Raw genomic sequence first — 16,744 nt, 5'->3', positions numbered from 1 at the left:
AAGGAAGAACAACCCATTAATGATAAAAAAAGGAGCGACGAGATGACTGGACAAATCGCCTTAATTGGTGCTGGACTTGGAGATCCAGAATTATTGACTGTCAAAGGATTGAGAAAAATCAAACAAGCGGATGTGATTGTGTATGATCGGTTGATTAATCCCGCGATACTCAATGCTTGCAAAGCGAACTGTGAGAAAATTTACGTGGGTAAAAGACCCGATTATCATCCTGTTCCACAAGAAAAAATTGAGGAGATCATGATCGAAAAGGCCCAACAAGGACTGGATGTCGTTCGGTTGAAAAGTGGAGATCCCTATGTTTTTGGTCGAGGAGGAGAAGAAGGTGCGACCTTGAAACAAGCGAATATCTCTTTTGAAGTCATTCCAGGAATCACTTCTTCAATCGGGGGATTAGCTTATGCTGGGATTCCAATTACTCATCGAGATTTGGCAGCAGATTTTCATGTTTATACTGGACATTTAAATAATTCAGAACGGGAAATCGATTGGTCGACAGCGGCCAAGGTTAATGGAACTTTAGTCTTTTTAATGGGAATGTCTGGGCTGAAGAGAATTACAGAACAACTCATTGTTCATGGGAAGGATAAGAATACTCCAGCAGCGATCATTCAATGGGCGAGTCGTAAACAGCAGAAAACAGTAGTTGGTACATTAGAAACAATTTATGAAAAAGCTTCTGCTGCTGAACTACAGCCGCCTAGTTTAATCGTAATCGGTGAGGTGGTTACACGAAGAAAGGATCTAAACTTCTTTGAAGAACGCCCATTATACTCAATCAGTATTGCAATTCCGTTTACAAAAAAGAAAAGAATGGCGAGTCGATTGACAGATCTAGGAGCGGAAATCATTGAACTACCACCTAGCAGCACTAAAATTTTTGATACGACTATCGATTTTTCTAAACCTCGACAGGTGATTTTCACTGATCCATTGAGTATTGAAACGTTTATTCGAGCAATGAAAACACAAGAGGTTGATTGGCGGAAACTAGCTGATTGGTGTTTTACTTCTGTTGGACATCACACTGGAGCGGTTCTGGAAAAAGCTGGAATACTTACAGATACGGATTATCCAGATTTAACGGAATGTCTAGAACATTTAGAAAAACATTCGAAAATCTTATTCTTAGGTGATTCGCTAACGATAACCAAACTAAACGATCGCGAATTATCAATTGAAAAACTAATCACTCACGAGGAGAAAATCACTGTTGAGATTCCTGAACTTTGGCAAAAGGCGGATCTTATGTATTTTCCAAACTCAAAAGCTGCTCGCCTATTTCTAAGTGCTTTAAGTGAGGAACAGCTGGCAACTGTCGCGACGAAGAAAGTGATTGTGATGGGGCAGAAGACAAAAGAAATCTTTGATGGCTATCAACTCTCTGTGGTTCAGACGACAGAGCCTAATTTTGAACAAGTCGTAGAGAAAATAAAGGAGGAGATGAAGCGATGAAACCTGCGTTAATTGCTGTCAGTTTTGGAACTAGTTATCCAGAGACACGAAGAAAAACAATTGAGGCTGTGGAAGAAAAATTAGCAGAGAAATATCCTGAATTAGATGTTTTTCGTGCTTTTACTTCCAATAAGGTGATTAAAAAGATTAAAGAGCAAGAAAATGTAACGATTTTGACGGTAGATCAACAGATGCAAAAGCTAATTGCTGATGGCTACAAAGAAATTTATGTTCAACCCCTTCATATTATTCCTGGGATTGAATATTCCAAGGCTTTGCATCAAGCAATGCGTTATAAGGATCAGCTAGAGCTCGTCAAAGTTGGCAAACCACTGCTCAGCAGTATTGAGGATTATCAAAAAGTTGTCGCTTGGCTAGAAACCTTGTCAGAGAATCTCAAGGATGATGAAGCGCTTGTTTTGATGGGACACGGTAGTCAACACTCTGCCTTTACAGTCTACGCTTGTCTGGACCATATGCTTCTAGAAAAACCGATCTTTATCTGTGCGGTAGAAAGCTATCCAGAAATCTCTTTATTGATTGAACGACTTAAAAAGAGCCGATATAAAAAAATCAAGCTGTATCCATTAATGTTGGTAGCTGGTGATCATGCAACAAATGATATGGCTTCTGCTGAAGAAGGATCGTGGAAATCCCAGCTGGAGCAAGCCGGTTTTACTGTTGAGGCATATCTTAAAGGAATGGGTGAGGTTCGGGAAATTCAACAACAATTTGCTGAACATACAGCAGCGATGATGGAAGGATCGACAAATGACTAAATTTTATGGAGTAGGTACTGGACCAGGAGCATCTGATTTATTGACGATTCGCGGAAAAGAAGTTTTGCAGATGGTTGATTGCTTGTATACGCCTGAACCTAAAAAGTCTGGGAAAAGCCTTGCTTTACAAATCGTCTCCCCCTATTTGAGGGATGACTTGACAATCAAACAACGTCACTTCCCTATGGTAAATGATTGGGAGGAAAAACGTCACGCTTGGGATAAGATTGCCGAGGAGATCATTGCAGATGTAAAGAATGGTTTGAATGTCGCGTTTATAACTTTAGGTGATCCAATGGTTTACAGCACATATAGCTATTTGTTAGAACGTATGACAGCGCAAATCGAAACAGAGACGGTTCCAGGCATTTCTTCTTTTTGCCAAATTTCGAATGAGTTGCAGATTCCTTTAGTTATTGACGAAGAGAGCTATGCTGTTTTACCAGCGACGGCAGATGAAGAAATTTTACGCGTCGCTTTAGAGAATGTTTCTACAGTGATTTTAATGAAGGTTTCGATTGCATTGCCCAAGATATTAAGACTTTTAACAAAATTAGAGCTATTAGAGCAAACAGTATTAGTCAGTGATTCTTCGATGGCATCAGAGAAAGTTATGATTGGATTAAATGAGTTGGATGAACAAGATTCCCTTTCCTATTTCAGTACCATGATTGTTTATAAAAATCGAATGTTGAAAGGAAGTTAAAAAGATGAAAGCAAAAACAGTAAAAAAAATTCTCTTTGTTGTGCTTCTTTTAATTCTGATCGTTCCTCAAAAGGCGCATGCGATGCACATTATGGAAGGTTTCTTGCCTCTTGGTTGGTGTTTGTTTTGGTATGCGGCATTTATCCCCTTCTTTCTCTATGGTTTATTCAGTATCAGAAAGGCCGTAGCTGATAACCCGCAAAATAAAGTATTGTTAGCTTTTAGCGGGGCATTCATTTTTATTTTATCAGCGTTGAAAATACCATCAGTTACTGGTTCTACTTCGCATCCGACTGGTGTTGGGATCGGAACAGCTCTTTTTGGACCAGGGGTAATCAGTGTTTTAGGAACCATTTGTTTATTATTCCAAGCCTTACTGTTAGCTCATGGTGGAATAACGACCTTAGGTGCAAATGCATTTTCTATGGCAGTCATTGGTCCATTTGTTGGTTATGGCGTTTATCAGCTTTTAAAAAAGCTCAATGTTTCAACATCCATTTGTTTATTCCTATGTGCATTTATTGCGGATTTAGCAACATACTTTACTACCTCTGTTCAGCTAGGTCTGGTTTTCCCCGATCCTTCATCGGGTATTTTCGGAGCAATTATGAAATTTGTCGGAGTCTTCATGGTGACACAGATTCCGATTGCCATTGCGGAAGGACTTTTAACCGTCGTTGCTTATAATCTTATTTCAGCGAATTTTCCTTTTCATGAAAGAAGGGTTTTGAACAATGGAAAAAAATAAATCAAAAACGGGTTTGAATATTATTTTGTTATTAGCGGTAGTAGCTTTGATGGTTGGTGCCTTATTGATCAATAAAAATGGGGAGTATGGTGGTTCAGATGGCGAGGTAGAAACTGTTATCACGGAAATTGATCCGAATTATGAACCTTGGTTTGATTCTTTACTAGAGCCTAAAAGTGGAGAGATTGAAAGCCTACTGTTTACTCTTCAGGGAAGTTTAGGTGTAGGAATCATCACCTATATTTTAGGCTACTACAAAGGAAAGAATAAAAATGCTGTTAATTGATAAGATCGCTTATGAAAACCGGCTGCTTGATCTCTCTCCGGGGATAAAAGGATGTTTATACCTTTTTCTATTGATCAGCTGTTTCCTATCGCCGCCAACGGTTCAAGTATTAATTAGCCTTATTATCGGAGGCACCACTATCTTTGTGACAAAAGTAAAAGCCAGCAGGTATTTCAAATGGCTACTGGTTCCGGCGCCTTTTCTATTGATCAGTATTTTGACTATCTTGTTCTCAGTCAGCTCACAATCAAAAGGGTTCATTTTTGAAATTCCAGTATTTAATCATTTTTTAGGCATCACGGAGGCTTCGCTTTATTTAGGAACGCGATTATTTTTTCGTTCGGCTAGTTGTGTGATTTGCACCTATTTTTTCATTCTGACTGTTCCTTTTCATCAAATTCTATTGATTATGAAAAAGGCTCACTTTCCAGCGTTATTGATTGAATTAACAATGTTAATGTATCGCTTTATTTTCATTTTTATTGATGAACTACTAATTATTAAACGTGCGCAGGATATGCGGTTTGGATTCAGGGGATTAATAAATAGTTATCAATCATTAGGAGTATTGATCAAGATCTTATTTTTCCAAACCTTTGATCGTTTCAACAAGATGATTCTTTCACTTGAAATGAAATTCTTTGATGGCGATTTTCCACTATGATTACTAAACGAAAGAAGGTGCCAGTATGTTTAAGGTAACAGATTTATGTATCAGTTACGAAAATCAAGCAGATGTCTTGCATCATCTTTTTTTGGATTTTAGCGATCATCGGGCGATTGGCGTATTAGGCGCGAATGGTTCAGGGAAATCAACCTTATTTGCAGCGATTGTAGGACTTTTACAACCAAGTCAAGGCGAGATCATTTATGATAATAAACCGTTAGATTATAAAAAGGCCGCGCTGTATCAGTATCGACAGGAAGTTGGCATTGTTTTTCAAGAGCCCGAGCATCAGATTTTTTATTCGATTGTGGAAGATGATGTCGCCTTCGCATTAAAAAATCTGGGGATTGAACCAGCTCAGATTCAAAAAAGAATGGATGAGGTGTTCTCCTTACTGAAGATTGAACATTTAAAAAAGAAGCCTGTTCAATACTTGAGTTATGGTCAAAAGAAAAAGGTTGCGATCGCCAGTGTCTTAATGCTCAAGACAAAATGGCTACTGTTAGATGAACCAACTGCTGGTTTAGATCCGGCGGGAAGACAACAGATGATCGAGATTATTTCCCTGCTAATACAGCAAGGAACCAAGATTATTCTTTCCAGTCATGACATGGATTTAATGTATGAGGTCTGCGAGTATCTGTATGTGCTCGATAAAGGAAAAATCATTAAAGAGGGGGAGGCTGATCAAGTCTTTATGGATGAAAATGTTCTTACGACCGCTGGGTTAGAGCAGCCTTGGTTAGTGAAGATTCACCAGCAATTAGGTTTTCCACTGGTAAAAAATCAGCAAGAATTTATGCAAATAAAAATGAGGGCGAGGTGAAGAACATGGGAAAAAGTTTGATGATTCAGGGAACTGCTTCAGATTCGGGTAAAAGTATTTTGGTAGCAGCTTTATGTCGTATTTTTCGACAAGACGGATTGAACGTAATGCCTTTTAAGTCACAAAACATGGCATTGAATTCGTATATCACGTTGGATGGCAAAGAAATGGGAAGAGCGCAAGTTTTCCAAGCAGAAGCTGCTGGAATCGAGCCAGACGCACGAATGAATCCTGTTTTATTAAAACCAACCTCTGATCGTAAGTCGCAAGTAATTTTTAATGGGAAAGTTCTTTGTGATATGGATGCAGTGGAATACCATGAATATAAACCGCAGCTGATAGAAAAAATATCAGATCTATATCAGGAGTTGCTAGAAGAGAATGACGTGATTGTACTTGAAGGAGCGGGCAGTCCGGCGGAAATCAATCTAAACAGCCGTGATATTGCAAATATGGGAATGGCAAAGATTGCTGACGCTCCGGTTCTTTTAGTAGCAGATATCGATAAAGGTGGCGTTTTTGCTTCGATTTATGGCACGATTCATTTATTGGAGCCTGAAGAGCGGGTTCGAATTAAGGGAATCATCATCAATAAATTCCGTGGAGATATCGCCTTATTAGATCCAGGGTTAAAAATGATTGAAGACTTGACCGATGTTCCGGTGGTAGGGGTTATTCCATATGCACAGTTGAATATTGAAGATGAAGATAGTGTAGCTTTATCAAAGGTGAGTCGAATGTATAATACCCAAAAAGATTTAGACATTGCTGTGATTGGACTATCTAAAATGTCTAATTTTACAGATTTTAAGAGTTTGGAAAGCGAACCAGATGTATCGGTTCGGTATGTTTTTCCAAATGATCAACTGGGCAGTCCGGATATTCTCATTTTACCGGGTAGTAAAAATACTTTAGAAGACTGTCTCTACTTGAAGCAATCTGGATTAGCAAAAGAAATTGAACGGGTAAGAAACGAAGGGAAAATGATTTTTGGAATCTGTGGCGGCTTTCAATTACTTGGGAAAAAACTACATGATCCGCATCACGTAGAGTCAACTCATGGTAGTCTTGAAGGATTGGGTCTATTGGATACAGAAACTTATTTTGAAGCAGAAAAAACCACAACGAGAGTGGAAGCAATAATTGGCGAAGAGACAATAAGCGGCTACGAAATTCACATGGGCAGATCAGAAAATCACGAGCAGCAGTACTTTGCTCAGATTATTTCTGCCAATGGAAAAGCCCTTTTGAAGGAAGATGGCGCTGTTAGTTCAGATAAAAAGGTTATTGGAACGTATCTACATGGTGTTTTTGATAACAGTGCTTGGAGACGCCAACTGTTAAATCAAGTTCGAATAGAAAAAGGACTGACTCCGATTGACCAAATTGCACTGCCGTATCATGAGTATAAAAATCAGCAGTATGATAAGCTGGCTAATTTGGTTCGTGAAAATGTTGATTTGGAGAAAATTTATCAAATTATGAATCATGAGGAGGTAAGTGTATGAACATCTATACGCGCTATGGGGATCAAGGATTCACCAGATTGGTCGGGGGAGGAAGAGCGAAAAAAAATACGCCCCGTGTCCAAGCGTATGGATCAATTGATACATTAAACGCTCAGGTTGGACTTACTGTGGCAACTTTAGTTCAGAAAGACTCATTGTATGAAGAATTGGTGCAGATTCAACAGTGGATTTTTGATTGCGGCAGTGATTTTGCCACACCTGAAGAGAAACGTCCCTATAAGGTTCAACCGCAGTTCATTACTTGGTTGGAAGAAAAAATTGATTTTTATTGGCAGGAATCACCCAAAATTGATCGATTTGTATTACCAGGAGGGACGGTTACGGCTGCAAATTTACATCTTTGCCGCTGTTTTACTAGGGAAGCGGAACGAAATGCGGTAGCGCTCATAGAATACAATGAAGCAATTAATGAAGAGGCGTTAAAATTTTTAAATCGACTATCTGACTACTTTTTTGCTTTAGCTCGTTGGGTCAATGGGCAAGCTGAGCAACCAGAAATTTTATATGAGAACAGTGCGCCTGTTTTTAACAGGAAGAAATGATCCAGAAAAAAAGAGCTCATCGAGTGAAAGAAGGAAGAAAATGAAGAAGCTGAGAGTTGGCACACGAGGCAGTAAATTAGCCACGACACAAACAAAACAGACATTAGCTGTTTTTCAAGAGCATTTTCCAGAGATAGAAGTAGAATTGGTGAAAATCAAAACCAAAGGAGACCATTTAGCTACGCATAACTTGCAGGCGATCGGTGGTCAGGGCTGCTTTGTAAGAGAGTTAGAATATCAGCTTCGTGAAGGAAATATTGATTTTGCCATACATAGCCTAAAGGACATCCCGACTACGATTCACGAAGAATTAGCCTTGGCCTGTGTTATGAAACGGCACTCACCTACAGATGCTCTGATTATTCGAGAAGCTGGAAAAACATTAGAAACGTTACCCCAAAATGCTATTATTGGGACTAGCAGCCTTCGTAGAAAAGCCCATCTGCTACATGTGCGGCCAGACTTTGATATTCAACCGATTCGAGGAAACATCGATACACGGATACGTAAAATGAATGAAGGTCAATACGATGCGATTGTTTTAGCGCTAGCAGGCTTGGAACGTTTAGGTCTGGATCAAACGGTTTATTATCAGGAGTTGGCACCAGAGGTCATGCTTCCAGCGATCGGTCAGGGGGCGATTGCTTTGGAATGCCGCAAAGATAATATCGAAATTCTTCAAATGCTTAAAAAAATGGAACATTCAGAAACAGCGATAGCAGTGGCGGCAGAGCGTGCTTTTCTAAACAGTATGGATGGCAGTTGTACGTTTCCTGTTGGAGCCTACTGTCTGCCAAAAAGCGGTTCTTATGAATTGACAGGAATGATCGGTAGTGAAAATGGGAAAATTATTCTAAAAGAAACGCTGCAAGGGGAGGATCCAGTGATTTTAGGAAAGGATGTTGCCGCTAATTTGATTAAACAGGGTGCGATTACGTTGATTGAGGAGTGTAAGAACGATCAAAAAGAAACTTTTATACACTAGAGAAGCACACATGCCAGATGATATTCAGCAAGCCTTTGCAGCCAAAGGCGTGGAGGTTGTTGTTATCCCAATGAATCGCACAGTTTTTCAACCATATCAAAGCTTGGAATGCGAATATGACTGGATCTTTTTCACTAGTGTCAATGCCGTGAAATATTTTGATTTTTCGCAATTGAATCAGCAAGCCAAAATATTGGCTATTGGTAATCAAACGACCAAAACTTTGCAAGAGTTGGGATATTCTGTCGACTTTCAACCTAAAGAGGGCTTTTCTGAGGGATTAGTAGAGGAATGGCTTGGCTTGGTAGGGACGAAGCAGCGTGTTTTTTGGCCGCACTCGTTTCAAGCTCGGCGTGTGATATACAATGGCTTGACTCGACATGGACATGTTGTTTTAGAGCAGGTCATTTACAAAAATGAATTTTTCCCAGAGGATCAAGAACGGTTGCGAGAATTGATAATGAATGAAACGATTGACTATGTGTTGTTTGCAAGTCCATCAGCTTGGAATTCTTTTAGTAGAGCGCTTAGAAAATTTAAGCAGCTGCCCGAAAATTTTTGGTCACAGTTAACGATCGCCGCAATCGGGCCAGTTACAGCTAGAGTGATAGAAAAAGAACAGCATGTGGCTATCCAACCGGATATTTATGATATGCCGCATTTATATGAACGTTTATTGATAAAAATTGACCAAGAGGATGTTGGTTCTCTGTGACGCTAAGGTCATTTTTGGGTTTAATTTTCGGAAAAGATAACTTAGGTGATTAGCAGAAAATTTCGAAAAAATTAGTTTTACTTTAAAAGAATAAGGAGTGATAGGGCTGTGAGTTTGACAAAGGAATACCGAGACCTTTCCATTTTGCCCGTTTCGAAGGAAAAATGGTTGGTTATCGCCTGTGATTCTAGTGCGGGTATCGGTAAGAAGGAACACGATGCCGTTGAAATTGATCCAGCGATAACGGCCGCTTTTTGTTTACGTGTTCCCCTAATGGAATTATTGTGCTATGAAGCAGAACCTATTGCGGTGATTGATTTGATTGGTAATGAGTATGCGCCTACTGGAGAGCGAATGTTAAGAGGGATAAAAGATGAATTAGCTAAAGCAGGGCTTTCCGCTATCCCACTTAACGGCAGCACAGAGGAAAATATGCCTACTCAAACTACTAGTGTTGGAATCACAGTTGTCGCCGAAACAACGGCTGGAAAAGAGAATTTCCAAATGCAGGAAGCCTGTAGCCTCATACAATTAGGTCAACCCTATGTTGGCGAACAGGTTGTGAAAAATCGACAAAAAATATTTTCTTATCCTTTTGTAAAAGCCTTAAGAGCAGAGTCGGGAGTTATCGATATGTTGCCCGTTGGTTCAAAGGGCATTCGCTATGAAGCAGAATTAATGACGAAGGACTCTGAGTTCCAGGTTCATTTTTCAGAAGTGGAAAATTTAGACTGCTCAGCGGGTCCGGCAACGGTGATTCTATTGGCAGTTAAATCAGAACAAGAAGCGGATATTTTGGCTCGTTATACGGAGTTGAAAAAAATCGGTGAATTTAAAAAGAGGTGACAAGCTTTGGGAGAAATTACATTAGTCACTGGCGGAGCACGCAGTGGCAAATCAGCCTTTGCAGAAAGCTTATTGGATACAGAGGCAGAAATCGATTATATCGCAACGAATTGCTCGGCCCAAGATTCTGAAATGGCCAGCCGAGTAGCCCTTCACCAAAAACGACGCCCTAAAAATTGGCAAACCACTGAAACGTACTTGGTTGTCGCTGATGTGATCGAACAAGCTCAAGTGTCAGCACACTTATTGGATTGTGCGACTATGCTGTCGACTAATTATTTTTTTGATTTAATGAAAGAACGATTTGGGGAAGACTTCACGATAATCGATGAAGAAATCATGAAGCTGACTCAAAAAGAGCAAGCGGAGATTGAAGCTGAAATTCTTGATGAATGGCAAAAAATTCTTATGGCTGCAAGGAAAAGCCAGGCGGATCTGGTTGTCGTGACAAATGAGGTGGGACTAGGAATCGTTCCCGAAAATGCTTTTTCCCGTTGGTTCAGGGATGTCTTAGGTCATGTAAACCAATCTCTAGGAAAGGAAGCGGATGCGGTGTTTTTAGTGATTGCCGGTATCCCTATGAAGATAAAATGATTGATAGTTTAATTTTGTATTTTCAATTTTTTACTCGAATACCGATTCCTATTGCAGTCGATGAGCCTGAAGAAAAAATGCGTTCAGGGGTCCGTTTTTTTTCATTATTTGGATTAATGATTGGATTTTTAGAAGCTATCGTCTATTGGCCGTTACAGTATCTATTCAGTCCTAGCATCGCTTGGATTTTTGTATTGTTCTTTGATGTAATGTTAACGGGTGGCTTTCATCTAGATGCATTATCTGATATGGCTGATGGTCTGTTTTCTTCCCGCGATAAAGATCGCATGCTGGAAATTATGAAGGATAGCCGAGTAGGTAGTAATGGCGTGTTAGCAATCGTCTTTTATTATCTACTTTTGGTTTTTAGTTTTTTAGTATTGCTTCCTGAACTCAGTATCCGACTTCAAGCAACGGTTATTTTATTGTTGAATCTTGTAGGGAAGAATGGGATCAGTTTGTTGTTTTATCAAATGCAGTATGCTGGAAGTAATGCTCAGGGGTTGGGCACTACCTTTTTAAATGTAAAGAAGCAAAATGTCTTATTTTGTCAGTTGTTTTCTTTTTTAGTATTTCTGCTCTTTTTAGGCAGGGTAGGAATTGCATGTTATATCGCCAATATTTTGGTTGCTTGGCTTTATCGTAAATTGGTCATGACTAAGGTTGGTGGGTTTAATGGTGATACCTTAGGTGCTTGCTCTCCAATCTCTCAAATGGTGTTTCTATTGACTCTAATTCTAATGCGAGGTTTTTTATGAAGATCGTTTTGATTCGACATGGAGAAACAGAATACAATCGAAAACATTTATTTTATGGAAAGACAGATGTACCGTTGAACGAAGCTGGGATTCAACAGGCGTATTTGCTGAATGAAAAATTGGCGGGAATGAGTCTTGAGGTACCAATCTATACAAGCAGTTTGAAACGAACAATCGAAACAGCAGAATTGATCTTTCCAAGCCAAAAGAAAATTACCTTGAAAGAGTTCGATGAAAAAGATTTTGGTTTGTGGGAAGGGTTGGATGCGAATCAAATTAATGAAAAATTTCCAGAGGAATGGCAAAAGTGGTTATCGTCTCCTTTTGAGATGACACCGACAAATGCGGAAAATTTTTCAGATTTCCAGCAACGTGTTTTAGGATGCTTGGAAAAGATGCTTCAAAAAAAGCAAGACTTTGTAATTGTAGGACATCTTGGTGTGCTGAGAGTCATTTTGAAAAACTGGTTTCCAGAATACGAATTCTGGGAAATCGCCCTAGAGCAAGGGAACTATACGCTGGTGGAGGTTGGGGACTTGATTACGAAGGTAATTGAGTGGAATAAGTAGCTGTTATTCTTATATATCGACTAATGAATTTTGTTAACTGCAAAATGTCTCAAATAAAGACGTAACGATTAACCGTGTAGCATTTAACGGTTTTTTTGTTTTTTTTAATATTCTAATCATTAATATTAGGAATAAAAAGAGTTTATAAAAAAATCGTAAAAAGTTTATGCAAATGATGGAGATGAATAGTTTTGGTATAAACTGGATGGGTAGTTTAGAGGACTTTAGGTTTTTTGATCAATCGGCAGGCTCGATAATTTAAGTGCTTGCCTTTCTATTTTAAAGTGAGGATTTCGAATGAATGCTTTTAAGCGCGTGATCTTAATTATTTTAGGGATACTGTTAGTTTTTGAATGTTACCTAATTTTTTCATTTTTACAAGGCTATGAATCGACAAAAAATGTTCAGTCGAAGCAAACGATTCCTTTCAACGGAGAAGAAGCTCCCGATCAGAATGATTTGAACATTTTGATTATTGGGACTGATTCTCGGGGAGAAGATCGTGGTCGATCAGACTCTCTGATGATTGCTCATTACGATCAAAAAAGAAAACAACCAAAGTTAATCTCAATTATGCGCGATAGCTATGTTGACATTCCTGGTCATGGGAAGGACAAGATCAATGCGGCGTATTCGTACGGCGGAATTGAACTGGTGCGTAAAACGCTTAAAGAGAACTTTAATCTTCCAATTGAATATTATGTCACGATAAATTTCGATCATTTTAAAGAAGCTACTGATAGCCTGTTTCCCAAGGGTGTGACCATTGATGCGGAGAAGAATCTAGATTTGGATCAAGTATTTATTAAAGCGGGCAAACAGAAAATGGACGGAAATACCTTGTTACAGTATTCTCGATTCCGTGAAGACGAGGAAGGAGATTTTGGGCGAATCCGCCGACAGCAACAAGTGCTCTCGGCCATCTCACAACAAGTCACCACCGTTACTTCATTAAGTAAATTGCCAAAAACAACTGGAAAGCTATTGGGATATGTCGATACAAATCTATCTGAAAGTACAATTTTGAGAGTAGGAAAAGATTTTGCTTTAGGTGATACGGAAAAAATTGAATCACTTGCTGTACCGATCGATAAAACGTGGGAATTCAACAATGATACGCCAAGTGGCAGTGTTTTAGCGTTAGATACCGCAGCAAATGCAAAAGCAATTCAAACGTTTTTAACAGAATAGTCGAATAAAACCTGAAATTTTTTAAGCCAACGGATACTCGCTGGCTTTTTGTATTTTGTCGAAAAGGAACGGGCATCAAATTTTTAGACAAATCGGTCAATTTGTTTATTAACAGATTTGCATGGTATTAGCTATAATCCTTGTCGAGGGGATGAAATAAATAATGGAGAAACTAGCTTTATTTGTATTATGTAGTGGATTCGCTACAAGCTTGTTTGGGTTTAACACAGAAGCCTTTGCAAGTGCAGATAGTCCAAAATCCGCGTTGTCGGAAACGATCAATAGTCCAGCTGCTTCTGACGATTCAGCAAACAGACAGGCAGAAATAGAGACTGTTTTGAAATTGGCGCAGCAACAATTTGAAGTGCATCAAAAACAGATCGTCCAAGATGTTGCTAAGGTCCAAAAGCGTTCTCAGAAACACCATGAGGCTATTCATAATGATTTCACAACGATTAAAGGGCAACTAGATCAGTCCCACAACAATTTTCAAAATCATTTTAATGAGGTAAATGGTCGTATTCAAGAGGATTACGACAAAGTTGAAAATCAATGGTTACTGACCCAAAAAAATTAGATCAAGCACGAGCTGATTTTAATCGAAGGATCGCAGAGGTTGAAAAATTGCAGGAACAATTGCATGCCGATCGTACAACAATTGATCAAAGTGTTTCAAAGGCTAAAAGCAATGCACAGGCATTAAGTGGTCAACTAGCTGAAGGAACAGAAAACACACAAGCAGCTGTTTCAGCTGTTGAAAATCGCACGGGCGATATCGAAGGCAGCATCAATCGAATTAAGGCAGTTCTTGATTCAGCCGGTGACGACCTTTCGGCGAACGGAACAAAGGTTGAACAAACGCCCGTCAAAATGTCTGTACCAACAGAAAATGCTGCTGACTCTCAACAAAAAAAGACAATACCACAGGCAACGGAATACCCTAAAACAAATGATCAGGCCAATAATTTTCTTTCATTAATCGGCTTTGGAATTATTGGAAGTATCATTTTTTTCTACACGCGAAAAAATCTGTAAATAAAATAAAAAATCAAGACTTGATGACCTGAAATAAATTACGCAGGATCATCTAGTCTTTTTTTTGTTTAATTATTACATTAGGAATGCTGGATAAAAGCAAGTGTTTGTTTCTAACAAAGAGATGTATGATAGAATACGTCTGTTACTACTACTTAGAAAGAGGAACGAGATGACAAAATCTACTTCAGCCTACATTCACATCCCGTTTTGTGAACATATTTGTTACTACTGCGACTTCAACAAAGTCTTTCTTGAAGGACAGCCTGTTGATGAATATATCGAAGCGTTGTTGAAAGAGGCACGCTTAGCTTTAAGACAAAACCCAGTCGAGAAAATGGAAACACTCTATGTCGGAGGTGGTACACCTACGTCGTTGAATGCTACTCAGTTAGATCGTTTATTAAGCGGGTTGCGAGAAATTCTTCCTTATAGTGATGGGGAATTTACAGTTGAGGCGAATCCTGGCGATTTAACTGCGGATAAATTAGAAGTAATGAAAAACTTCGGGGTCAATCGCCTTTCAATGGGTGTTCAAACATTTGATGACCGATTGCTAAAAAAGATTGGACGCAAGCATACCGCACAGGATGTATATGACACGATTCGATTATTAGAAGAAAAAGATTTTCGCAACGTGACAATTGATTTGATTTATGCGCTGCCTGGTCAGAGCTTGGAAAGCTTTCGGGATACTGTGACGCGAGCTTTAGCATTAGATTTGCCCCATTACGCGTTGTATTCATTGATTTTAGAAAATCAAACGATGTTTATGAATTGGGTTAGAAGAGGAAAAATGCATCTTCCAGAACAAGATCTGGAAGCCCAGATGTACGCAGAAACAATTGAAGCAATGGAACAAGCGGGACGAAAGCAATACGAAATCAGTAATTTTGCAAAACCTGGTTTTGAAAGCCAGCACAATCTAGTTTACTGGAATAATCAAAATTACTTTGGTCTTGGAGCAGGAGCTAGCGGGTATCTTGGAAACCGACGCTATAAAAATCGTGGACCAATCCAACATTACTTAAAGTCACTGAAAAATGATCAGCTTCCTGTATTGGAGGAAGAGGTTTTAACTCAACAAGCACAGATCGAAGAGGAGATGTTTCTAGGCTTAAGAAAAATTTTAGGTGTTGATAAAGCCATTTTCGAAAGTCGTTTTGGTCTAAGTTTGACGGATGTGTATGGTGATGTGATAGAAAAATTGAAATTGCAAAAGTTGATAACAGAAACAAATTCAAGGGTTTATTTGACTGAGGAGGGTTTGTTTCGAGGGAATGATGTTTTTGAAGAATTTTTATTAAGCAATGGCAATTAGCACTCTCTAACCGAGAGTGCTAATTTTTTATAATTTTCCCTTGACTTATATAGAAGTTGTTGGTATATTAATAATCGAGTTAGCACTTAAAAAGAAAGAGTGCTAACTAAAGGATGAGAAGAATGTTAACAGAGAGGCAAAAACTGATTCTCAGCTTGATCATCCAAGACTTTACCAATACGGGGCAACCGGTTGGTTCAAAAAGTTTAATGGAAGAAGGCGTAAAAGCAAGTTCTGCGACTATCCGCAATGATATGAAAGCTTTAGAAGAGTCGGGGCTATTAGAGAAAACTCATTCTTCATCTGGAAGAATTCCGTCGGCTTTAGGCTATCGATATTATGTGGATTATCTGTTGACGCCATCAAAGGTGAGTAATCAAGAAGTAGATCAGATCCGCAGGTCGTTAAAGAAGGATATCCATGAAATAGATGATATCATTCAACAATCGGCAAAAATACTTTCACAAGTTACTAGCTATACGGCGTTTTCACTAGGTCCTGAAATGAAAGATCGGACATTGACCGGTTTTCGAATCGTACCACTAAATGACCGGCAAATCTTGGCGATTATTGTTACAGATAAGGGAAATGTCGAGAGCCAAGTTTTTCGCATACCTGAAAATGTAGACAGTCAAGACTTGGAAAAAATGGTTCGAATCATCAATGACCGTTTAGTTGGGCAACCGTTGATGAGTGTCTACCAAAAATTGAGAACTGAAATCCCAATGATCTTACATCGTTATTTTCAAACAACCGAAGGTATCAGCAACTTGTTTGATGTTATTTTAAATGATGCTTTTGAAGATAAAGTCTTTGTAAGTGGACGAATGAATATTTTGAATTTTAATCCTGATCAAGACTTTAATCATGTCAAATCGATGTATTCATTGATGCAAAATTCCGATGAACTAACACAATTGTTGTTGCCGTCGGATAACAACATTCATGTTCGAATCGGAACCGAAATGGGAAATGATTTGTTTGATCACTTGAGTATGATTCAGGCAAATTATGAAATTCAAGGTCATGGCCGGGGAACAATTGCGTTATTGGGACCGACATCAATGCCTTATTCAAAGATTTTTGGATTATTGGAAGTTTTCCGATACGAGTTGACAAGTGCATTGGACGATTATTATCGTTCTTTGGATTTATATCATTAGAAACGATTCCT

The 16,744-nt window shown here is 38.9% G+C and carries 20 protein-coding genes; all 20 read left to right on the top strand.

Annotated elements, in window-relative coordinates; translation table 11 throughout:
* Positions 1–42: 42 nt before the first annotated feature.
* The 20 genes from cobA (at position 43) to hrcA (ending at position 16,733) form a co-directional block, all read left to right on the top strand.
* The gene (cobA, locus tag IGI38_RS07560; protein WP_438728460.1) at positions 43–1,473 is read left to right on the top strand and encodes a uroporphyrinogen-III C-methyltransferase; all 1,431 of its coding nucleotides are present in this window, start codon (positions 43–45) and stop codon (positions 1,471–1,473) included.
* On the top strand, positions 1,470–2,252 hold the full coding sequence (locus tag IGI38_RS07555) for a sirohydrochlorin cobaltochelatase (RefSeq protein ID WP_438728458.1): 783 nt from the start codon (positions 1,470–1,472) through the stop codon (positions 2,250–2,252). Before cobA ends, IGI38_RS07555 begins: the two co-directional genes overlap by 4 nt.
* Positions 2,245–2,958: a cobalt-factor II C(20)-methyltransferase gene (locus IGI38_RS07550; RefSeq protein ID WP_438728456.1), complete on the top strand. Its 714-nt coding sequence runs from the start codon at positions 2,245–2,247 to the stop codon at positions 2,956–2,958. Before IGI38_RS07555 ends, IGI38_RS07550 begins: the two co-directional genes overlap by 8 nt.
* A gap of 4 nt (positions 2,959–2,962) precedes the next feature.
* Entirely contained in the window at positions 2,963–3,706 is a 744-nt protein-coding gene (locus tag IGI38_RS07545) for an energy-coupling factor ABC transporter permease (RefSeq protein WP_438728453.1), read from the top strand.
* On the top strand, positions 3,693–3,992 hold the full coding sequence (locus IGI38_RS07540) for an energy-coupling factor ABC transporter substrate-binding protein (protein ID WP_438728451.1): 300 nt from the start codon (positions 3,693–3,695) through the stop codon (positions 3,990–3,992). The genes IGI38_RS07545 and IGI38_RS07540 overlap by 14 nt, the downstream gene beginning before the upstream one ends.
* Positions 3,979–4,656, top strand: a complete 678-nt coding sequence (gene cbiQ, locus IGI38_RS07535) for a cobalt ECF transporter T component CbiQ (protein ID WP_438728449.1) — start codon at positions 3,979–3,981, stop codon at positions 4,654–4,656. Before IGI38_RS07540 ends, cbiQ begins: the two co-directional genes overlap by 14 nt.
* Positions 4,657–4,681: 25 nt before the next feature.
* Positions 4,682–5,485 carry an ATP-binding cassette domain-containing protein gene (locus tag IGI38_RS07530; protein ID WP_438728447.1) on the top strand — a complete coding sequence of 268 codons (804 nt, stop codon included), beginning with the start codon at positions 4,682–4,684 and terminating at the stop codon, positions 5,483–5,485.
* Between the two features lie 5 nt (positions 5,486–5,490).
* A complete protein-coding gene (locus IGI38_RS07525; RefSeq protein WP_438728444.1) occupies positions 5,491–6,993 on the top strand; it encodes a cobyric acid synthase in 1,503 nt (500 codons plus the stop codon).
* Entirely contained in the window at positions 6,990–7,556 is a 567-nt protein-coding gene (locus IGI38_RS07520; protein ID WP_438728441.1) for a cob(I)yrinic acid a,c-diamide adenosyltransferase, read from the top strand. The genes IGI38_RS07525 and IGI38_RS07520 overlap by 4 nt, the downstream gene beginning before the upstream one ends.
* Positions 7,557–7,596: 40 nt before the next feature.
* A complete protein-coding gene (gene hemC / locus IGI38_RS07515) occupies positions 7,597–8,541 on the top strand; it encodes a hydroxymethylbilane synthase (RefSeq protein WP_438728438.1) in 945 nt (314 codons plus the stop codon).
* Positions 8,542–8,551: 10 nt separating this feature from the next.
* A complete protein-coding gene (locus IGI38_RS07510; protein WP_438728436.1) occupies positions 8,552–9,256 on the top strand; it encodes a uroporphyrinogen-III synthase in 705 nt (234 codons plus the stop codon).
* 108 nt (positions 9,257–9,364) lie between these two features.
* The gene (locus tag IGI38_RS07505) at positions 9,365–10,102 is read left to right on the top strand and encodes a hypothetical protein (RefSeq protein ID WP_438728434.1); all 738 of its coding nucleotides are present in this window, start codon (positions 9,365–9,367) and stop codon (positions 10,100–10,102) included.
* 6 nt (positions 10,103–10,108) lie between these two features.
* A complete protein-coding gene (gene cobU / locus IGI38_RS07500) occupies positions 10,109–10,696 on the top strand; it encodes a bifunctional adenosylcobinamide kinase/adenosylcobinamide-phosphate guanylyltransferase (RefSeq protein ID WP_438728432.1) in 588 nt (195 codons plus the stop codon).
* On the top strand, positions 10,693–11,454 hold the full coding sequence (gene cobS / locus IGI38_RS07495; protein WP_438728428.1) for an adenosylcobinamide-GDP ribazoletransferase: 762 nt from the start codon (positions 10,693–10,695) through the stop codon (positions 11,452–11,454). The genes cobU and cobS overlap by 4 nt, the downstream gene beginning before the upstream one ends.
* The gene (locus IGI38_RS07490) at positions 11,451–12,023 is read left to right on the top strand and encodes a histidine phosphatase family protein (protein WP_438728426.1); all 573 of its coding nucleotides are present in this window, start codon (positions 11,451–11,453) and stop codon (positions 12,021–12,023) included. Before cobS ends, IGI38_RS07490 begins: the two co-directional genes overlap by 4 nt.
* 297 nt (positions 12,024–12,320) lie before the next feature.
* Entirely contained in the window at positions 12,321–13,214 is an 894-nt protein-coding gene (locus IGI38_RS07485) for an LCP family protein (protein WP_438728424.1), read from the top strand.
* Between the two features lie 163 nt (positions 13,215–13,377).
* Positions 13,378–13,791, top strand: coding sequence for a hypothetical protein (locus IGI38_RS07480; RefSeq protein WP_438728422.1), 414 nt, complete (start codon positions 13,378–13,380; stop codon positions 13,789–13,791).
* Positions 13,767–14,249 carry an LPXTG cell wall anchor domain-containing protein gene (locus tag IGI38_RS07475; RefSeq protein ID WP_438728419.1) on the top strand — a complete coding sequence of 161 codons (483 nt, stop codon included), beginning with the start codon at positions 13,767–13,769 and terminating at the stop codon, positions 14,247–14,249. The genes IGI38_RS07480 and IGI38_RS07475 overlap by 25 nt, the downstream gene beginning before the upstream one ends.
* Before the next feature lie 172 nt (positions 14,250–14,421).
* A complete protein-coding gene (hemW, locus tag IGI38_RS07470) occupies positions 14,422–15,570 on the top strand; it encodes a radical SAM family heme chaperone HemW (protein WP_438728417.1) in 1,149 nt (382 codons plus the stop codon).
* 122 nt (positions 15,571–15,692) lie between these two features.
* On the top strand, positions 15,693–16,733 hold the full coding sequence (gene hrcA / locus IGI38_RS07465) for a heat-inducible transcriptional repressor HrcA (RefSeq protein WP_438728415.1): 1,041 nt from the start codon (positions 15,693–15,695) through the stop codon (positions 16,731–16,733).
* Positions 16,734–16,744: the final 11 nt, after the last annotated feature.

The organism is Enterococcus sp. AZ128 (assembly GCF_051714485.1).
Lineage (GTDB): Bacteria > Bacillota > Bacilli > Lactobacillales > Enterococcaceae > Enterococcus_A.
Note: the sequence above shows the minus strand (reverse complement) of the source record. Positions and strands in the feature narration are given on the sequence as shown.

What these genes read in the sequence shown, in the direction of transcription:
- IGI38_RS07525 (WP_438728444.1), top strand. Translation starts at nt 5,491, where the DNA reads ATGGGAAAAAGTTTGATGATTCAGGGAACTGCTTCAGATTCGGGTAAA.
- IGI38_RS07555 (WP_438728458.1), top strand. Translation starts at nt 1,470, where the DNA reads ATGAAACCTGCGTTAATTGCTGTCAGTTTTGGAACTAGTTATCCAGAG.
- cobS (WP_438728428.1), top strand. Translation starts at nt 10,693, where the DNA reads ATGATTGATAGTTTAATTTTGTATTTTCAATTTTTTACTCGAATACCG.
- hemW (WP_438728417.1), top strand. Translation starts at nt 14,422, where the DNA reads ATGACAAAATCTACTTCAGCCTACATTCACATCCCGTTTTGTGAACAT.
- hemC (WP_438728438.1), top strand. Translation starts at nt 7,597, where the DNA reads ATGAAGAAGCTGAGAGTTGGCACACGAGGCAGTAAATTAGCCACGACA.
- IGI38_RS07530 (WP_438728447.1), top strand. Translation starts at nt 4,682, where the DNA reads ATGTTTAAGGTAACAGATTTATGTATCAGTTACGAAAATCAAGCAGAT.
- IGI38_RS07540 (WP_438728451.1), top strand. Translation starts at nt 3,693, where the DNA reads ATGGAAAAAAATAAATCAAAAACGGGTTTGAATATTATTTTGTTATTA.
- hrcA (WP_438728415.1), top strand. Translation starts at nt 15,693, where the DNA reads ATGTTAACAGAGAGGCAAAAACTGATTCTCAGCTTGATCATCCAAGAC.
- cobA (WP_438728460.1), top strand. Translation starts at nt 43, where the DNA reads ATGACTGGACAAATCGCCTTAATTGGTGCTGGACTTGGAGATCCAGAA.
- IGI38_RS07510 (WP_438728436.1), top strand. Translation starts at nt 8,552, where the DNA reads ATGCCAGATGATATTCAGCAAGCCTTTGCAGCCAAAGGCGTGGAGGTT.
- IGI38_RS07520 (WP_438728441.1), top strand. Translation starts at nt 6,990, where the DNA reads ATGAACATCTATACGCGCTATGGGGATCAAGGATTCACCAGATTGGTC.
- IGI38_RS07475 (WP_438728419.1), top strand. Translation starts at nt 13,767, where the DNA reads ATGGTTACTGACCCAAAAAAATTAGATCAAGCACGAGCTGATTTTAAT.
- IGI38_RS07545 (WP_438728453.1), top strand. Translation starts at nt 2,963, where the DNA reads ATGAAAGCAAAAACAGTAAAAAAAATTCTCTTTGTTGTGCTTCTTTTA.
- IGI38_RS07550 (WP_438728456.1), top strand. Translation starts at nt 2,245, where the DNA reads ATGACTAAATTTTATGGAGTAGGTACTGGACCAGGAGCATCTGATTTA.
- IGI38_RS07485 (WP_438728424.1), top strand. Translation starts at nt 12,321, where the DNA reads ATGAATGCTTTTAAGCGCGTGATCTTAATTATTTTAGGGATACTGTTA.
- cbiQ (WP_438728449.1), top strand. Translation starts at nt 3,979, where the DNA reads ATGCTGTTAATTGATAAGATCGCTTATGAAAACCGGCTGCTTGATCTC.
- IGI38_RS07490 (WP_438728426.1), top strand. Translation starts at nt 11,451, where the DNA reads ATGAAGATCGTTTTGATTCGACATGGAGAAACAGAATACAATCGAAAA.
- IGI38_RS07480 (WP_438728422.1), top strand. Translation starts at nt 13,378, where the DNA reads ATGGAGAAACTAGCTTTATTTGTATTATGTAGTGGATTCGCTACAAGC.